The organism is Bifidobacterium sp. LH_512 (genome assembly GCF_056356435.1).
The window spans coordinates 728,001-745,767 of record NZ_JBKEUE010000001.1 but is presented as its reverse complement, the minus strand read 5'-3'; the positions used below and the strand labels follow the sequence as shown (position 1 = coordinate 745,767).

The window sequence follows — 17,767 nt, the reverse complement described above, 5'->3', positions numbered from 1 at the left end:
CTCAAAAAACAAAGGACGCCAGCCGGTTGACTGACGTCCCCTGTCTATGCGGTATGACGCTGTATCAGCGTATCGTTATGGCTTTGGGACACCTCCGATCTGGTTGATCCCGGCCGCGGACCAACTGATCCCCGACCTGCCGTCGTTGCTCCAGGGCATTGCGGTCAGGTCATCGATCCGCACCTTGGCATTGTCATCCAACACGATGGGAGTGGCGCTGGGCACGTTAATCTCCAGGACCTCCGGTTTATCGCCTTTTGGCTTGACCAGCACGCTGACGCGCTGTACCGGTATGCCGTCGCGCATCACAATCGCACCATCCGGCGTGGTACGGGTTTCTGACTGTATGTAGCGCATATCTCCCAATGCTCCCTGATCGACCGGTATTCGACGCATGTCGTCCTCCTTACATCTGTCGAAACAAGCCGGCGGCCGCCGACCTTGGCATACGACTATGCAGGCAGGATCGATGCGTACGGGGCTGTCAAAATGTCAGACTCTTATACCCTCGACTATGAAAACATATATCGACTATAGGGGTCGATGACTTTGTGACAATATGCTGTAAGCCCTACTCCCGACTAGTGTCAGGCCGTCACAATCATGTATGACGCTTTTCTGACATGCTGACAAAGTATGCACTGTCGGCGGTGGAATATGTAGGTCCTGTCCGTTCGGTGGTCGTCCTACTGTCGCAGGCTACTGCCGTTCGACACTGACGTCCCCTTTCCTGCGAAGCCTTCCGCGGAGTCGGACCGCATCGGCATTCTTCACGGCCGGGGCAAAGACCACATCGCCATAGAGGCTCCTTCGCCTCTCCCTCTCCCTTTGCTCGTCCTCCCTTATGTGTGCGTTCGTACGTCGGTACCGTTTTGCCCGAAACAGTCGTATGACGTCGCGGTTGGCCATCGCCTGCAATGGCGGATAGTCACACATCCCGTCGGGCTCGAAGACATTGACCAGTAGGCAGATGGGCGGCCAGCCGACCGCGGCGGCCAGTCCGAGGAGAGCCTCCGCGCTGATGCGCGTCCGCCGTCCGGACTCCCACGACTCGATTGCGCTCTCTTTGACAATGCCTTCGGACCATTTTCTGATTTCCTGCTTGGAGTCTGGGAATATCATCAGACCGGTCCTGTGACGCGCGCATGCGAGACGCCTTCCGAAACTCGACAAATCCATGTCTTCCGGGTTCCCCGGCAATCCCAGGTCTCGCCGCATGTCGATATTTTCTATGGGTCGCAGGAACTGGTAGGCGACATCGCTGTTGCGCCATCGTCGTAGCGGCGGATAGTCGCAATATCCGTCTCCCGGTGCTTTGTAGTCGATCAGCAGGCGGATGGGAGGCATGCGCGTGGCCTTGGCCAGCAACAGCAGCTCGCCGATGCTGATGCTTGTACGTCGTCCCTGCTCCCATGCCTCGATGGCCCCCGCCGTCACATGCCCGCCGGTCATGTCGGACAGCTCCCGTCGGGACCAGTGCTTGCGCTTCCGCGTTGCCCTTATTCGTCTTCCCAATCCGGACACCGTTTTGCGGGTTTGTGTTTTTCTCGAGTTTTGCCCCGTCATAAAATTTTTTCCAAATTTTTTTATCGTTGGAATACCGCCGTTTTTGATACTCATATCCCGTCGTATCCGGCTTTTTGACCCCAATTTTATCCGATTTTCGGAATCCTGCATGAAAGGCGGTCTGCATAGGTCGCGGGCGCAAACAAAAATCGGCGGACCGAATACGCGGCCCGCCCGGATTGAAGGGAGTGATCATGACTGATCATGACGTTACGGACGGCAACGGCATCCTGCCGTGTTTCGATTCGCTGCCGCCCGCACGACCGGTACCAGACTATGCGGGCAAGATACGCCTTCACGAGCGATTGTTGGCGTCGGTGTCCTGCGCCGCGTCGGAGCTTGACGAATCGTGGAGGATCATCGGATCCGACGGACGGCGGATCTGCCCGCCGAGGGACGGGGACGGAAAGACTCTGTGTAGTAACGGTGTAGCGCTGCTGATGGCTGAACTGCGCGTGACCATGGGCGGCGAGGAGCCGTTGCTCGCCGTCCAGGAGGGGACCGGCAAGATCTGGCGGCGCGTGCGTGGCAACAAAGGACGCATGTACTGGCGTCCGATAGCGGGCGTCGACTCCGAGTATGGGATCCCGGCCTCGGAGCATATGGGCGATCTCGATACCTTCGTCCGCCGCTGCCTGCAAACCGTGCCGAAGGCGACGCTGATCCTCGGCGTCAGATATGCGCATATCGGCATCGCGCGTCGCTATGACGGCCTGCTGTCGCAGACGGACCTCGTCCTCGATACCAGTCCTGATTTCGGCCGCTGCTGGGCCCTCGACCTGCCCGATGTCGAGTGGGATCCGTTCCGTGCCGGCCGGTATGAGCAGGAGGCCGCGAAGATACTCGACGGGGATGCGGCCGTCAAGATGCTCGCACGCATCATCGCCGCGCCGGTGGCGCAGCCTTACCCCCATGGTTTCGCGGTGCTCGCGGGCCAGGGCGGTGACGGCAAGGGGCGTACGATAGACGCCATCGCCGCGATGTACGGCGAGCTCGCCAATCCCTTCAGCCTCGCGGCTTTGTTGGGTGTGGCGCGTTCCTCGTCCACGACCAACGACCAGGCCACGAGCGGCCTGCTGACCGGTTTGCTCGCGTATGATTCGGACGCCGTCAACCCCGGCCAGGGGCTGATCGAGAACTTGAAGAAGGCGTCCGCAGGCGAGTCCTTGTCGATGCGCCTACTGCAACAGAACGTGGTGTCGTCACCGGTCACCGCATTTATATTGATCGCCACAAACCATACCATCACGTTGCCTTCGACGCCTGAATGGCGGCGTCGTATCTGGCAGGTCCCCTTCAGGCGCGGCAACACGGATGAGGCCATACGTGACTGGAGCCGATACCTGGGTGACGGCAGCAACCCGGATGACGGCATCTACGACGCGCTGATCGCCGGGACGATGTCGTTCGCCTTCCTGGAGCCGGATCCGGTCACCACGAATAATCTGATCGATGGGCTCAGTGAGGGCGGTCGCATGATCTTGGATGCGGTCATGCAGTCCGGCCCGCAGGATGCGGACGGCATGCCCATCGACCCGCGTGTGCCCGTCAACAGCGAGGACATCGCCAGCGTGGGCCGCCGTGAGCGCAGCGAGCAGTACGCCGTGATGGGCTTGCAGACGAAGAATAGTCGCAACATCTATGGTGACAAGAAGCCGTGTCAGGTGATCACGATCCGTGACCGCAACAAGTTCGCCCCCTTCGCGAAACTCTGGCAGGAGGAGAATCGGGAGTGTTTGGAGGAGGAGGCTGCGGAACGGTCCATAGCCGACGGATTGGCCGCGCAGATCCGCCAGCGCCTGTACGATGTGACGCCCCCGCCGGCCGACGTGCCGGGCATCCCCGGCCAGGTCGGACTGCTCAAATCCGTCGAGGGCTTCGACGCGACGTTGCTCGTCGCTCCGGCCGACGCGTGGCGTGGGAAGGGGTTGGCCGTCAAATGGCAGGATCCGGCCTCCCGTGTCCGTCAGCCGCTCGCCACGGCCGACCCCGCGAGAATCCCCGGCGTGTACGGGCTATTGCCCGACCGGCACGTGATCATCATCGACATCGATGCCGCGAAGCATGGCGGGACCGACGGCATCGACACGCTCGCCGCCATCCCCGGATTGACGGCCGGGGATCTGGTGACGATGGTGATGCGATCCCCGCACGGCCTGCATCTCGTTTATCGTATGCCGGATGATTGGGTCGGGCGGGTGAAGGCGGCCACGCACGTGCACGGGTCGCAGATCGACCTGCGTACGGGGGAGCGCAGCTACGTCGTCGGCCCCGGCTCGCGGATCGTCGTGGACGGCAGTGTGGTCGAGTATCCGGGCGTGGTCGCCCTGCCCCCGATCGTCCGGGACGAGGATGGGGATGGTGGATGCCGTCGTCTGCCGATGCTGCCGCAGGCGCTTGCGCGTTGGATCATGCAGGACAAGTCCGTCTTCGACGATCCTTCCCCTGCGGCATCCGCCGACGGCAAGCAATCGCATCATGCCCCGGTGCCGGCCGATGACGGGCATGTGCCGATTCCCCCCATGATGCCGGGCGCGACGCACGATGCTTTGCGTGACACCGCGTTGCGGATCGCGGGCCGTGCCGCGCATCGCGGCTATGACAGGCAGTGGCTTGACGGCGAGATGGATCGTCTGCGTGCCGCCGTCCCGGCCGGCCATGATCCCAAGGATACGGATATGTGCATCACGTCGGCGGTTGACAAGGCGTATTCGGGCAGGTGACCGTCCCGCTTCGCGCGTCGTCCGTGGCTGTCTGATACCGGTCGCGGATGGCGTGCGGGGCTGTTGTTTGGCCGCGATTGCTTCCTTCTTTCCATTGCATAGATGGTGCCCGACACTTAATTTTGCATGGAAAGGATGCCGTTATGAACACGCCTGATGATATCGCTCGTCGCATCATCCTGTCCCTGCCGGACCCACCGTCTAACACTGATCTGGCCGAAATGGCTGAGACGGGTTTGGACTGGATCGTAATCTATTCATGCCCCAGTCGTTTTACGGATTACCAAGACATGTCCGCGCAGGAGCAAACGGAGGCTGACGGACGGTTTTGGAAATTTGCCGATCACATAGTCGCGGTAATGCAAGCGGTCGGTTGCGGCCCGTATTTTGCGGCGTTGGAACGGATGCTGCCGGATCTGATGACACCGTCGGTGCAGATCTTGATGGAGATGTGCGATCGTGAGGATTTCGACCCTCGCGCAATCGAAATCACGCGGGACTGCATCAATGCGTCGCTGCGATCCGAGGCGCGGCGACTGGGCGTGTACTGCTAGGCGCTTGTACCGTATGCTGCGTCAGGGCCTTGCCGTCCGGCGTGTCGCAGCCTGCGTCACCGTTGACGGCGATGACGGCATGTCGGGAGCGTCGTCGGCAATCGGCCCGCATGGTCCCGCAATGCGGGGGGAGTGTGGAACGACTGCCCCGTAAGGGTTCGGACGCATGCGTGGGGGCATGAACCATGCGAATCATGTGAAATGTTCGAAGCCGCCGTAGCGGATGGGCTTGGACGGTCGGAGTCCGGGAGGTCGCGGAACCCGGGATTGGAGGCGGATGGCCGATCGTCATAATGTCCGGCATTCAGGCCGGTGATGTCCGTTTTCCGCAGTCGCGTCCCGTGAGGGGCGCGTGGATTGAAACAACAAGCTTGTGTATTTCGCGCAGGTCCTTTCCCTCAAGAAGACCGGCATCCCGCTGTTCGACGATGCGATTGAGGCATGGGATCATGGCCCCGTCGAGCCGGGCGTGTATCGCCGGTTCCATCCGTACGGCGGCCGGCGCGTCGCCACGGCGGGGGAGTATGAGCGTTCGGAACGTCTGCTTGAGGTTGTGCATGGGGTCATGTCCCATATTGGGGGGTTGACGGCGTTCGATCTTGTGCGCCTGTCCCATCGTGGGGGTGGCGCGTGGAGGAATGTGTACCGGCGTCATGGGAACGCCGTGATTACCGTCGACGCGATCAGGGAGTCATCGGATATGTTCGTGTTCGATGCCATCGGACGTACTCTGTCCGATGGCATCGCGGAGGTCGACCGGTCGTGGCCGAACGCCTTGCGTATGCTGGAGAACGGTTGACCGGTGATGGTGCGGCGTGGCCGTGCCGACGATGACGGGAGGCGGCCGGCCTATCGTCGACGATCAACGGCCGCTCCCGGCGGCCGGAGGCGGACGGACGCATGCGTGGGGGCATGATGCCCGAATGCTTACAACCGTTTGATTTCGTCATGTCCGAACGGGCGGCGAACGTGCTGTATATGATTCCCACGGTCGCCTCCGTCGCGTTCGTCGTGTTCACGCTGGGTTTTGTGGCGTTTCATCTGATCCGGTATGATGGCTTCCGATCGGCGGACTGGTGGGAGTTCGGTGCGGAATTGAACGCGCTGACATGGTTTCTTGTTTTCATTCCACGTCCGCTTCCCGCAGTCGAGTTCGGCCTCCTGTTTGCCGTGCCGGTCATTGCCGTCATGTGGGTTGTTCCGGCGATTTGCCATTCGTCCGCGGCTCCGGACTGGGTGCCGTATGTTACGGGAAGAGGCTGGCTGTACGCGTTCGAGCTTTTGGGCGGATCCGTGTTCATCTTGATTTGCGGCGTTTATGCCTCCGTTTTCGGACGAATCTGCTACGCCATCTGACCGTCGACCCGCACAGCCGAACCGCCAGTCCCGCCAGCAGAAGCAGCAGCGCCGCGACGGCCAGGATCGGAGCCAGCGTATGCAGTATGGGATACAGGCATTGCAGATATCCGGTTTCGGAAGGCTCTGTTAAACCGGAATTGACATGTCATTTCGACTCTTAGCTGATATGAATGGGGCCGGGGGCATTATCCGGCCCCATTTTTAGCCGACTGATTTGATGATTGACAGAGCTTCGTCCGTCTTCGCGTGCTCGGAGAAGAGAGAGAAGCGAGTATCGTCTGTTTCGGTTTTCAATGTGAGTTCGGGCTGGTCGAATGGCTTACTCACGTAGTCGCCGTAATCCTGAAGCCCGTCACGAAACCTCCTGATGACAGCCGAGAGACTTTCTGGGCTATTGTCCGCTCCTATCCACCGTCTTCCCAGTTCTTGAGCTGCTCCAAGCGTGGTACCTCCTCCCGCGAAGCAGTCCATCACGTAATCCCCGCTTCCTCGGCATACCGTCGCTCATCCAACCGAATGGACATCCCCACTCACCCTCCTTTGCACTACCATCCCAGCGCACAACCAGCCGTCACGCCATGGGCAGCGCCGTACACACGCCGATGACGAACAACGCCTCGGCGGTGAGCCAGAACGCGGCCGGCCACTCGCCACACGACTCACGACGATTATCCACACAAAAACAGGCAGCCGCCAAATCCAACGGGAACCACAGAAGCCCGACGAACAAGGCGATGAACGGGGCAGCCACCAACGCGAAACCGCTCACATGACGGGTCAACGCGATGCCGATGGCCGCGACCAAGCCAACCACGCCGCCACCATACGATATGTAGCGAGGAAGAATGTTCGACCCACGATGCCGATCCTCCCGGTACAGGAACAGGGAACCCGACACCAGCAGTACACCGGCCACCAAGCCAATCACCCACCAACCACCCGACGCGGGTTGCGCCAAAGGCGCAGGCAGACGATCAGACGACCAATCCACGAAATCCCCCGGCTTCAACAAGCCCGTCGCCACATACCGGTCCCACAACCACCTACGACCAACCTCCTGACCCACAAACGAACCAGCCGCAAGCATCGCCAAGGAACCGAACAAAATCGACAAACCCCACAGTCGAGGCCAAATACCGCCGAACAACAACATGAGAAACGGGGATAGCGCCATCGACGTGAACACGAGAGCGAATACCACGACGTTGGGGACGGCCGCCAACGGCCACCAATCACCCGACCCATTCGCCTTCGCCACATCCATGAACACTACCTGCACCACCACGGACACCACAAAAACAAACAGGAACCACAAAGACTTCAACACCACGCCACGCATTCCGAACGCACGACGCCCCGGACGCGGACCATGCAGATGAGGAACCGTCAACGCCAACAAGCCATGACTCTCATACTCCAGAGTCGGACCACCATTCGCCGCAGACCGTTCATACTTGTCTCTATCAATGGTCTTTAACATATCCCTGACCGCAGGATCGTTCTGGTCTCCCTTAGCAAGCAGAAACTGACGGAACTCCTCATCAGACTCATCCTCCGAAGGAGACTCCGATAAACGTGCATATTGCTCCGGTTGCCGACCATCATTTCTAGAATGCTTACTCATCGTCAATCATCCATCCTTTATAGATCACTGATACCAACTCGAATGGCATTAGATGCCTCAGCCACCCCATCGGACAACTTCTTGCCTCTATCCTTGTATTCCCACAGCAGTGCGCACAACGCTTCGTCAGGCAATGGTCTGGAGTCGAATTTCGCTTGCACTACCGGTATTGCACGGAAGTCCCGACCGAAATCGCGGCAGATGCGCTCCGCCTGCGTTTTCTTCTTCAACATCTCCACGGGAGTCTCCGGCGACACGTATCTTTTGAATACCCGGCACAACTGCACGCGCATCCATGAACTTCGCTCTGCGGCGATGTTCATGAACAACTCCGTCGAACTCGCTGAAATCTCCAGCATCCGCCGGAAGCTCTGCAACACAGGCTCGTACAACAGACACGCCTGCTCAAGGATGTCCGGGTAAAATTCGCCAGAGGACAGCGTTATGTAGTTCCGCCTCTCTTCGTGCCCGTAATCACGGAACGACTTCTCTGCCATCATCACCCCTTCGCCTGTGTCCGCTGCGCCTCACCCTTGACCTCGAATGGCAGTCCTTTTTCTCTGATAACCGCCTTGAGGAAGATGTTGACCGCGCTGGTGAGGTTCAGCCCTAATGGCTCAAGAACTTTCAGCGCCTCGTCTTTCACCTCGGGGTCGAGGCGCATGGTGGTGGTCGGGGTGTTCGCCATGCTCGGTTCCTTTCATGCTTGCCGATTACAGTGTACATACAGTCTATGCCGTGATGCCCCAGTGGTCCATGTACGGCGGCATCACGTGCGCCCAGTCGCGCACCGTGTTGTCGCATGGGGTGACGTTGACCTGTCGGACGACGATGTCCTCCCGGTCCTGCGCGTAGGTGCACCACCACAGGAATCATCCCGGATACTCGTCCAACCGTTTCGTGCTGACCCCTCGGAATCCGGTGAGGAAACCGTGGAAGAGGGAGTGGAGTGTGTTGACCCGGTTGATGGCGTGGTCGTCCGCCTTTGTCCGGGTGAGCATGACGCCCATGGCCTCCATGGCCCCGGGATAGGCGGCGGCCTTGTCGGTGACGGCGAAGGCACCGGACGCGAGCTTACCGTCCAACGCGGCGAGGGCGCGGTCCTTGGACGGTAGTCCGCGTCCGCTCATGGTCAGGAACGCAGACCCGTCATCAGATACGCCGGTCACCACGCAGATCTGTTCCTTGCTTAGGCCGCGCTTGGAGGCGGGCGTGCCCCTGTGGTGCGCGGGGCGAGGCAGGCGGAACCTGCCGTTGGGTGAAGGGCAGCGGAAGGTGTGGGAGCTGTTCAAAGGCGTCGGATGGGCATGAAATCCCGTGAGGGGCGCGTGGATTGCAATCATGCATCCGTCGGCGGGGATCGTTTCGGCGCGTCCCGGCCTGTTCCCGCTGTGACGGGGATAGACTGAAATCGTGTACCGGTTTTCGGGGACGCATGCAGGTGGTTGACAGGTTCGGGCCTTCCCATACCCGATGACGGGATATGGGGCCGAATCGGGGAGAATATCGACCATTAGATTTAAGGAGACGAAGACATGGTTTGGAATGGGAGGAAGGCGACCGGAGTGATGGTCGCGTTTGCGTTGTCGGTGACGTTCGCGGCCCCGACGGCCGCTTACGCGGACGATGCCAGCGGTTCGGCTGAGAATCTAGGCGTACAGACCTACGCCTCGCAGTACGGTATTGAGGACCTAAAAAATGCGCAGGCTCTGTGGTTCGACTGGAATCCAAACGCTCCCGATTATGATCAGGCCCATGTAATCGAGGGTTTCGATTACAGAAGTTCCGGACCCTATTATTTCCCGTGGGGCACGACGGGTGATACGCATGTTGGCGTTAAAGGCGTCCCAACGAATCTAGGCTGGCGTGTGTGGATGGAGGCCGGCGATAATCTACCTAACGGCGATTCCTGCCCATCCTCGTGCGCCGCCTACTACGCTCAAAGCCCTGACGGCCAGTTCACCATGCACTGGGACTTCATCCAGGAGTCTCAGCCTGCCGCGGATGTGAGTGATCTGTCCGGCATCACGTTCACGGTGGCCGGCCGGCGTCTGCCGTTCAGTCAGGATGTGACCGATTATACGGTCAACGGGGATGTCATCATCAGCGGCCTGCCGTCGGGTTGGACGGCGAGAATCAGCAATGGCAACGGCTATGGCAGTGTGTTCTTCATCGACAGGGATGGCATGTCGAGCCGCAGCTACTTCTTCACCGGTGGGAACATATATCTGCAGGGTCAGGAGCCGGTCGAACCGTCCGAACCGGGTGGGGATGGCACCTTGCCGTTGTATCGTCTGTATAATCCGAACAGTGGTGAGCATCTGTATACGATGAACGCGACCGAGTACAATCATCTGGTTTCGATCGGCTGGCGTGGGGAGAACCTTGCGTTCCAGGTGCTGGACAAGGACGGTACGGAAGGCTATCCGGTGTATCGTCTGTATCATCTGAGTGGTTCGCGTCGGCATCATCTGACCGCGTCCGCTGCGGAGCGTGATCATCTGGTGGCGAACGGCTGGCGGTATGAGGGCGTCGCGTTCCGGTATGATGATTCGATGGCGACCGTGTATCGTGGCTATAGCAAGGGTCAGGATGATCATTTGTGGACGTTGAGCCGTCATGAGTTGGATGTGGCGGTCGGCAACGGCTGGCGTGATGAGGGCATCGCGTTCGGCCAGGGTGCGAGCAACTGACGGATGCCGGTCCGGTCCGGCCTGTGTGATCGGGTGCGTGCTCCTTTCTGTTGGGGGGGTGCGCGCCCGTTTTCTTGTTCCGCATAGTCCTTTCCCGCATCCGGCCTGAAACCGGGTCGGCGCGCGAAGGGAAGGATGGTGGCTTATGGCGGCACGTCAGACGGCCGCGATCGTTGCTTGTCTCCGTCGTTTTGACTCATAAATCGGGTACAAATCGGGTACATTGCTATCCTCAACAGCGCGAAACAGCGTGTCTCTACGCGCGGTTAGAATTGTTGGAAAACGTTGGAAAATAGCCAAAAAGGTGGTTAACGCATGATAGTGCAAAACAGCGCAAAAACCACCCGTTATAGCAAGGGGTCGCGGGTTCAAATCCCGCTGGTCCGACCAGAAGGGCGGAAATTCAACGATTTCCGCCCTTCTGCTCTGTATTGCTCAGTGAGCCAAATCTGTAGGCAGATTCCGTTTAGCAGCTCACTGGCAAGCGCCCAGCGGGCCAATTTCGCAGATGTCTCTACAGATTTGTCTCACTATTGAACATGTAACTTCAAAAAGTCCCGTAACCATACCTGCGAATTCCAGTCACACCCTAAAAATTGGCCGATATAATTCTGATGACATTTTTTCGCCCGATATCAGCCGTGATTAATGGCGTTCGCCCCATAGAGCGCGTAAGATGTCTACGTATCTATCGCACCGGGCAAGTATGCGTTCCGATTGGGGGAAATACCAGTGAGTGATGACGTGTTCGAGCTTTCGGCTCGTAAGATGCGCGATCATGGCATGAGTGACGTATCCATCGCACAATTTGAACGTCTTTATGATGTGTGGCATAACGAGGAAGACAGCACTTGGATTCGCGAGCAAGATGTTGAGCCGCTTACCGGTGTTCCCAGCTTCCATGCCGTCTACGAAACGATCAATCACGACAAGGCCGTGGATGCGTTCGCCAAAACCGCTTTTCTGAAGCTCAACGGCGGTCTTGGCACGTCGATGGGCCTGGATTGCGCGAAATCCCTGCTGCCTGTTCGCCGTCATAAGGCGAAGCCGATGCGTTTCATCGACATCATCATCGGTCAGGTGCTTACCGCCCGTACTCGTCTTGGTGTGGAATTGCCGTTGACGATGATGAATTCCTTCCGTACCTCCGCTGATACGATGAAGGTGATGACGCAGCATCGTAAATTCCGTCAGGAAGATATTCCGATGGAAATCATCCAACATCAAGAGCCGAAGCTTGTTGCGGCGACGGGGGAGCCGGTATCGTATCCGGAAAATCCTGAATTGGAATGGTGCCCGCCTGGTCACGGCGATATTTTCGCGACGATTTGGGAATCCGGGTTGTTGGATAAATTGGAGGAGCATGGTATCCAATACCTGTTCATTTCCAATTCGGATAATCTCGGTGCGCGTCCTTCCCGCACGCTGGCCCAGCATTTTGAGAATACCGGCGCGCCTTTCATGATTGAGGTGGCCAAGCGCACGTCCGCAGACCGTAAGGGCGGTCATATCGTACGAGATAAGGCCACGGGCCGATTGATGCTGCGGGAAATGAGCCAGGTCCATCCTGACGACAAAGCGGCGGCGGAAGACATCAGCAGACATCCGTATTTCAACACGAACAGCATTTGGGTACGTATTGATGCGCTGAGGGCAAAATTGGCGGCGTATAACGGCGTTTTGCCGTTGCCCGTGATCCGCAATCATAAAACCGTCAATCCGTCGAATCCGGATTCCGCCAAGGTCATCCAATTGGAAACCGCGATGGGCGCGGCGGTTACACTATTCGATGGCGCAACATGCGTGTGCGTCGACCGTATGCGTTTCCTGCCGGTAAAAACCACAGACGATCTGTTCATTATGCGTTCCGATCGCTTCCATTTGACCGACCAGTATGAAATGGAAGACGGCAACTACATTTTCCCCGATGTGCATCTGGACCCACGTTTCTATCGAAATATTCATGATTTCGATGAACGTTTCCCGTATTCCGTGCCGTCGTTGGCCGCCGCGAAATCGGTGACCGTCAACGGCGATTGGACGTTTGGACGTGACGTGTCAATGTATAGCGACGCGATTCTCGAAGACAAGGGTGAAGCGAGCTACGTTCCAAACGGCGAATACGTTGGACCACAAGGCGTTGAACCTGATGATTGGGTCTGAACAACAGGGGCGTTTATAAAAGAAAAACCGATTTTTTCATAAAATCGGTCCCGAAATGTGCAAAAAGCCTTTATCATAGAGTGAGAGCAGCAACAGCTGCACACTCAAACGACAATGTTAACGATACGTGAGGACTAATGGCAGAAGGTAGCAACGGAAGGCGTCGTTTTTCCGACAAGTGGGGCAAGCATGAGCTCGATGTCTTGGCTGTGTTGTCATCGGCGTTCCCGCAATGGCTTACTTCTCGTCAAATCGCACAACGCGTGAAGGCATATGCGGATTCGTATGGAGAGCTGGCCGATCAGGCCGCAAAGGCGGCGTTCGCCAAGCAGTTCCAGCGTGATCGCGCCAAGCTGGCCGCAATGGGCATCGCCATCGAATCAAGGCAGCCGGAGTATTCTTCAAAGTCCGAAGGCCAAGATTTCGCTTCCTACCGACTGCAGCTGGGCGACGAACCGCGTGTGCGCCTCCAGTTCGCGCAGGAAGATATGGGCGTTCTCGCCGCGGCCAACTATCTGGCACGATCGATGTCCATTTCCTCCGAGCAGCCTCAGCAGATTCAGCAGCATACGTCCCGTACTGCACCACGAGTGCCGCAGACACCGATTCCGGGACTTGGATTGGATTCCATTGCTCCGGGCCTTGGCACTCAGGTCATTCCAGATGAATTGATGCAGGTCGTGGATTCGCGTCGTTTCGCAGCAACGATTGACGTGGACGGCGAGCATCTCAACGTGGCCTACACCGATTCCGACGATTTGGCCATGTTCGTTCTGGAACATCCGGGCGCATCCATCGTCAGTCCGCCGGAAGCGGCTGCCGCATTCAATCGACGTCTTAACGCTGCTGCGCAATTCCAGCATGCCGACGAATCGGCTAGCGCTCAGGCGGCGGCGGTCGTCGCGCCTTCCATCAGCCGTGACACCTCCAACGAGCCGGATCCGGAAGATCTGAAGGCCCATCAGAAGAAGGGCGCGTCATTCCAGACAGGCAGCGAAGTGGATCGTCGTCTTCGCCTGATGCTGTTCCTGTCCGCGCATTTGGGTGAGGAATTCTCTCTTGCTGAACTCGCCGAACGTTTCATCGGCAAGCCGAAGAGCGAAGAGGAACTGAAGAAGTACATCAACGTCATCCATAAGGACATCAATACGTTGACCACGGTTTCCGACGACGGCGAAATGGCCGGCAGCCAGTTCTTCGACATCGATTGGCCCCTGTTGGATGCTGAAGGCATCGTGTCCGCTACTAATTCGCTTGGTTTGGAACGACTTGCCGGAATCTCCCAGCAGTATTTGAGTATGCTGACGGCTTCCGTAAGCTATCTGGCGCATTCGCCACTACTGCCTGACGATCAACGGATCAAGGCAGAATCTTTGTATAAGCGTTTGCGTCAGCATGTCGAACCCGGATCCACGCCATGGCTCAGCCTTACCGGATTCGAGGTGGAGCCACGCGCCTTCTCCATCGTCAAACGTGCGATTTCCACCGATTCCCTGCTGGACATGGAATACACGGATGGTGCCGGCAGAACGCATCGCAAGCTCGTCGCACCGGCCAAAATTTTCGTGGATGAAGGCGTGTACTATACAGCCGTTTGGACGGATGTCGCCGACGCCGCGCCGGAAGACAAACTCGACTTGGTCCGGAAAGACATGACCATCAACAAAGCCAACGGTAAACCACGCATCTGGCAGACCTTGCGTATCGCGCGCATCGAAAGGGCCGAACTGGTCACACCGACATGCCATGTCGACATTCCGGACGTACCCGTTTCGGAACTGCGACAGTGGAATTTCGACAACGGCACCGCCGCGGTGTTCATCACCGATCAGACTGGTCTGTCTTTCATCGACCGCCTGCCCGGGGCTTCCGTCGAACCATACGGAGAAGGTGAGAAAGTTCATCTAATCGTCTCCTCCGATTCCTGGTTCGTGGCCTTCTGCATCGCACATGCACGCCATATCACCGCCGTCGCCCCGGAAACGTTGCGCACGATGATCGTCGCCCGCGCCCAGCATGAGCTCAGCGTCGGCCAGCGCGACGAGGCGTGTTAAGGGGATCCGGTATGTCTTGGTGGATATGGCTGATACTCGCATTGTTCATGCTGTCCATGATTATCGCCGGCACGGTATACGTAATCGTGCATGCGATTCGCGCCGGTAAAGTCGCTATGGAAACCGGTATGGCGATAAGCGACCATATGGCGGCATTGTCGGAAAACACCACGCCGCAGGGAGATGAGCACGCCGTTTCCTTCACCGTGCCACTTAGCGAAGTCGCACAACGCTATGAGCAGGCGCAAACCCGCCGATATGAGCGTCGTGCCGACAAGCGTGAACGTCATGCCCGCATCTGGGCACGATGGTCGCATTACAATGACTGAATGATTTCAACAAAGCAGGATTAATGACCCGTCACCATCATCACAACAAACAACAAACAAACGGCGTGGCGAGCGAAACGTCATTATCTCCATCGCAACGATATGCGGCATTCCGTGATACTCAAAAACGCAGCCTGAGCGCAGCCGCACGATTCGCGAAATCCCTGCCGTTCGAATTGGACGATTTCCAAATCGAAGCGAACGAAGCATTGGAGGGCGGTAACAATGTGCTTGTCGCCGCCCCCACCGGCGCAGGTAAAACCGTTATCGCAGATTTCGCAGTCTTCCTTGCACAAGAGCGTAATGTCAAGGCCTTTTATACGACACCTATCAAAGCGCTAAGCAATCAGAAATATCACGATTTGATCGACATATACGGTCCCGATCGAGTCGGCCTGCTCACCGGAGACATCTCCATCAATTCCGAAGCGGATATCGTGGTGATGACCACGGAAGTCTTGCGCAACATGCTGTATGAGCATTCGGTGACGTTGAATGCGTTGCGCTACGTCGTGCTCGACGAAGTGCATTATCTTGCCGACAAATTCCGCGGACCGGTATGGGAGGAAGTCATTATCCATCTGCCGAAAAGCGTGAAAATCATCGGCCTTTCCGCCACTGTTTCCAATGTCGAAGATTTCTCCAGTTGGATCTCCTCAGTGCGCGGAGACACCACACTGGTGGTGTGCGAAAAACGTCCCGTGCCGTTGGAACAGCATGTGATGGTCCAGTCGGACGACAGCACCGAGCCGGAATTGATTGACCTGTATCGACGCAACGATATGGGGGAGCAGACCACGAAAATCAATGCCGGTCTGATCAGCCGAATCGACCAATTGGACAGAAGAGCCGCCAAACGCCAATCCGCGAATCATCATTCCGGTCGATATCAGGGCCGCGGCAAAGAACGTCGCGACTTCAAACGCCGTCCGGAACGACATATTCCACGCCGATGGGCGGTAGTCGACGAGCTTGACTATCTCGACATGCTGCCAGGCATTTTCTTCATCTTCTCCCGCAACGGCTGCGATCAGGCCGTCGATCAGTGCATCAACGCCGGACTGCGATTGACCACTGACAACGAAGCACAGCGCATCCGTTGCATCATCGATGAAATGATCGAAGGGCAACTCAGCCGAGAAGACCTTAAAGCGCTGCATTTCTCGCAATTTCGATTCGCGCTTGAAGAAGGCTTCGCCGCACACCATGCCGGCATGATTGCACTCTTCCGCCAAATCGTCGAACGATTGTTCGAAGAAGGCTTGGTCAAAGTGGTGTTCGCCACTGAAACGCTCGCTCTGGGCATTAATATGCCCGCACGTTGCGTCGTCGTCGAGAAACTCGAAAAATTCGACGGTACCGGGCACGTCGCATTGACACCGGGGGAGTTCACCCAGCTGACCGGCCGTGCAGGGCGCCGCAGCATCGACACCATCGGACATGCTGTCGTCGTGGACCATCGCGGATTCCTGCCGGCAACCGCCGCATCGTTGTCCAGCAAACGCGTCTATCCGCTGCATTCCAGTTTCAAGCCGACATTCAACATGGCGGTGAATCTGCTCAATGCCAGCGATTACGAAACCGCGCGAATCACGCTCGACCATTCCTTCGCGCAGTGGGAAGCCAACGAATCCGCATGGCAGCTCGAAGAACAAATGAAAACCTTGGAAAAGGCACTGACTGGATACGAAGCGGCCTTCGCATGCGATCATGGTGATTTCAAGGACTTCATGCGTATTCGCATGACGTTGAGCGATTTGGAGAAAAACGAACGCCGCAAGCTCAAGCATGAGCCGTTCAACACCGCGGAAGAACGTTCCCGCGCCTTCCGCGAGCTGGACAAGCGCATCGCCGCATTACGTGAAGACGATCGCAACCACCCATGCCGCCGTTGCCCGGATTTGAAAGAACACCTCAAATGGGGGCATCGCTGGGCTCGAGAAGCCCGCGAATTACAGCGTGTACAGCATCGTTTCGAATCACGTACAGGCTCGGTAGCACGACAATTCGACCGTATCTGCAGCACATTGGAAACATTGGGATATCTCACCAGACGCACCAATAATGATCGAATCGACTACCGTCTGACCGAACGCGGACAGCTGCTGCGCCGACTCTACAGCGAGCAGGATCTCGTGTTGGCGCAGGTCATCGTCAGTGGCATACTCGACAATCTGACGGCGCCACAGCTTGCTGCAGTGCTGTCGTCGCTGGTATACGAATCCAGACGAGGAGGCTCGGGGGAGCCGCGTCGTTATCCAGGCGGACTCTACGGCACGGTGTCCATGACCGCATTGGACATGCGACGTATCCACGGCCAAGTATCGGTATTGTGCGAAGACAATATGCTCAGCGAACTGCCGCAACTCGACTTCGGCATCGCCGACATCATCTACGATTGGGCAGCCGGCGAGACACTGTCCCGAATACTCGACGACACCGAACTCACCGGCGGAGACTTCGTACGCAGCACCAAACGACTCTCCGACGTGCTCCAACAAATCGCCGTCGCCGGACCATATCTGGGAAAAGGCCACGAACGACTCGCCGAAACCGCACGTCAAGCCGCAGAAGGCGTCAATCGCGGGATTGTAGCCTATTCAGGCATCGAATAAGCGGCGAAACGCGTAATCACAAGGGAATAAACCGCTCGTCCGAACTGTTCTGTAGCGTAGAACGAGCAGCAATCAAAGGAGGCAAAG

Annotated in this window: 16 protein-coding genes and 1 pseudogene; 9 read left to right on the top strand and 8 right to left on the bottom strand. The window is 57.8% G+C overall.

The genetic code is table 11. The features are described from left to right. Positions 1–75 precede the first annotated feature (75 nt). Positions 76–396, bottom strand: a complete 321-nt coding sequence (locus AC1AWD_RS03305) for a hypothetical protein (RefSeq protein WP_476563677.1) — start codon at positions 394–396, stop codon at positions 76–78. A gap of 303 nt (positions 397–699) precedes the next feature. Next, complete coding sequence (locus AC1AWD_RS03300) at positions 700–1,620, bottom strand: helix-turn-helix domain-containing protein (protein WP_476563675.1); 921 nt, start codon at positions 1,618–1,620, stop codon at positions 700–702. Between the two features lie 140 nt (positions 1,621–1,760). Here AC1AWD_RS03300 and AC1AWD_RS03295 point away from each other — a divergent pair, with 140 nt between their 5' ends. From AC1AWD_RS03295 to AC1AWD_RS03280, 4 genes are all read left to right on the top strand, one after another. After that, a complete protein-coding gene (locus AC1AWD_RS03295; RefSeq protein ID WP_476563673.1) occupies positions 1,761–4,289 on the top strand; it encodes a bifunctional DNA primase/polymerase in 2,529 nt (842 codons plus the stop codon). Positions 4,290–4,432: 143 nt separating this feature from the next. Next, positions 4,433–4,843 (top strand): hypothetical protein, encoded by a 411-nt coding sequence (locus AC1AWD_RS03290; RefSeq protein WP_476563672.1) that lies wholly within the window; start codon positions 4,433–4,435, stop codon positions 4,841–4,843. 373 nt (positions 4,844–5,216) lie between these two features. Beyond that, on the top strand, positions 5,217–5,642 hold the full coding sequence (locus AC1AWD_RS03285; RefSeq protein WP_476563670.1) for a Panacea domain-containing protein: 426 nt from the start codon (positions 5,217–5,219) through the stop codon (positions 5,640–5,642). Positions 5,643–5,791: 149 nt separating this feature from the next. Continuing rightward, a complete protein-coding gene (locus AC1AWD_RS03280; RefSeq protein WP_476563668.1) occupies positions 5,792–6,199 on the top strand; it encodes a hypothetical protein in 408 nt (135 codons plus the stop codon). A 204-nt stretch (positions 6,200–6,403) separates the two neighbouring features. Here AC1AWD_RS03280 and AC1AWD_RS03275 read toward each other — a convergent pair whose 3' ends face one another. The 6 genes and pseudogenes from AC1AWD_RS03275 to AC1AWD_RS03250 all read right to left on the bottom strand — a co-directional run bounded on the left by AC1AWD_RS03275 (position 6,404) and on the right by AC1AWD_RS03250 (position 8,998). Next, entirely contained in the window at positions 6,404–6,529 is a 126-nt protein-coding gene (locus AC1AWD_RS03275) for a hypothetical protein (RefSeq protein WP_476564648.1), read from the bottom strand. 60 nt (positions 6,530–6,589) lie between these two features. After that, a pseudogene (locus AC1AWD_RS03270) lies at positions 6,590–6,673 on the bottom strand (DNA methyltransferase); the annotation flags it as partial. Positions 6,674–6,773: 100 nt separating this feature from the next. Further along, positions 6,774–7,682: a hypothetical protein gene (locus tag AC1AWD_RS03265; protein ID WP_476563666.1), complete on the bottom strand. Its 909-nt coding sequence runs from the start codon at positions 7,680–7,682 to the stop codon at positions 6,774–6,776. A 161-nt stretch (positions 7,683–7,843) separates the two neighbouring features. Continuing rightward, a complete protein-coding gene (locus tag AC1AWD_RS03260) occupies positions 7,844–8,326 on the bottom strand; it encodes a hypothetical protein (protein WP_476563664.1) in 483 nt (160 codons plus the stop codon). Then, positions 8,326–8,514, bottom strand: coding sequence for a type II toxin-antitoxin system RelB/DinJ family antitoxin (locus tag AC1AWD_RS03255; RefSeq protein ID WP_217739923.1), 189 nt, complete (start codon positions 8,512–8,514; stop codon positions 8,326–8,328). Before AC1AWD_RS03255 ends, AC1AWD_RS03260 begins: the two co-directional genes overlap by 1 nt. A gap of 184 nt (positions 8,515–8,698) precedes the next feature. After that, positions 8,699–8,998 carry a hypothetical protein gene (locus tag AC1AWD_RS03250; protein WP_476563662.1) on the bottom strand — a complete coding sequence of 100 codons (300 nt, stop codon included), beginning with the start codon at positions 8,996–8,998 and terminating at the stop codon, positions 8,699–8,701. Between the two features lie 363 nt (positions 8,999–9,361). On the opposite strand from AC1AWD_RS03250, the gene AC1AWD_RS03245 reads away from it, so the two are divergent. The 5 genes from AC1AWD_RS03245 to AC1AWD_RS03225 all read left to right on the top strand — a co-directional run bounded on the left by AC1AWD_RS03245 (position 9,362) and on the right by AC1AWD_RS03225 (position 17,680). Continuing rightward, entirely contained in the window at positions 9,362–10,519 is a 1,158-nt protein-coding gene (locus tag AC1AWD_RS03245) for a hypothetical protein (RefSeq protein ID WP_476563660.1), read from the top strand. A 768-nt stretch (positions 10,520–11,287) separates the two neighbouring features. After that, entirely contained in the window at positions 11,288–12,682 is a 1,395-nt protein-coding gene (locus AC1AWD_RS03240) for a UTP--glucose-1-phosphate uridylyltransferase (protein ID WP_476564565.1), read from the top strand. A gap of 137 nt (positions 12,683–12,819) precedes the next feature. Continuing rightward, positions 12,820–14,736 (top strand): helix-turn-helix transcriptional regulator, encoded by a 1,917-nt coding sequence (locus tag AC1AWD_RS03235; protein ID WP_476563658.1) that lies wholly within the window; start codon positions 12,820–12,822, stop codon positions 14,734–14,736. A gap of 11 nt (positions 14,737–14,747) precedes the next feature. Beyond that, positions 14,748–15,065, top strand: coding sequence for a hypothetical protein (locus AC1AWD_RS03230; protein WP_476563656.1), 318 nt, complete (start codon positions 14,748–14,750; stop codon positions 15,063–15,065). 23 nt (positions 15,066–15,088) lie between these two features. Continuing rightward, the gene (locus tag AC1AWD_RS03225) at positions 15,089–17,680 is read left to right on the top strand and encodes a DEAD/DEAH box helicase (protein ID WP_476563655.1); all 2,592 of its coding nucleotides are present in this window, start codon (positions 15,089–15,091) and stop codon (positions 17,678–17,680) included. The last annotated feature ends 87 nt before the right edge of the window (positions 17,681–17,767 follow it).

Coding starts and splice junctions, on each gene's coding strand:
- AC1AWD_RS03305 (WP_476563677.1), bottom strand. CDS start 396: ATGCGTCGAATACCGGTCGATCAGGGAGCATTGGGAGATATGCGCTAC.
- AC1AWD_RS03300 (WP_476563675.1), bottom strand. CDS start 1,620: ATGAGTATCAAAAACGGCGGTATTCCAACGATAAAAAAATTTGGAAAA.
- AC1AWD_RS03295 (WP_476563673.1), top strand. CDS start 1,761: ATGACTGATCATGACGTTACGGACGGCAACGGCATCCTGCCGTGTTTC.
- AC1AWD_RS03290 (WP_476563672.1), top strand. CDS start 4,433: ATGAACACGCCTGATGATATCGCTCGTCGCATCATCCTGTCCCTGCCG.
- AC1AWD_RS03280 (WP_476563668.1), top strand. CDS start 5,792: ATGTCCGAACGGGCGGCGAACGTGCTGTATATGATTCCCACGGTCGCC.
- AC1AWD_RS03265 (WP_476563666.1), bottom strand. CDS start 7,682: ATGTTAAAGACCATTGATAGAGACAAGTATGAACGGTCTGCGGCGAAT.
- AC1AWD_RS03260 (WP_476563664.1), bottom strand. CDS start 8,326: ATGATGGCAGAGAAGTCGTTCCGTGATTACGGGCACGAAGAGAGGCGG.
- AC1AWD_RS03255 (WP_217739923.1), bottom strand. CDS start 8,514: ATGGCGAACACCCCGACCACCACCATGCGCCTCGACCCCGAGGTGAAA.
- AC1AWD_RS03245 (WP_476563660.1), top strand. CDS start 9,362: ATGGTTTGGAATGGGAGGAAGGCGACCGGAGTGATGGTCGCGTTTGCG.
- AC1AWD_RS03240 (WP_476564565.1), top strand. CDS start 11,288: ATGCGCGATCATGGCATGAGTGACGTATCCATCGCACAATTTGAACGT.
- AC1AWD_RS03235 (WP_476563658.1), top strand. CDS start 12,820: ATGGCAGAAGGTAGCAACGGAAGGCGTCGTTTTTCCGACAAGTGGGGC.
- AC1AWD_RS03230 (WP_476563656.1), top strand. CDS start 14,748: ATGTCTTGGTGGATATGGCTGATACTCGCATTGTTCATGCTGTCCATG.
- AC1AWD_RS03225 (WP_476563655.1), top strand. CDS start 15,089: ATGACCCGTCACCATCATCACAACAAACAACAAACAAACGGCGTGGCG.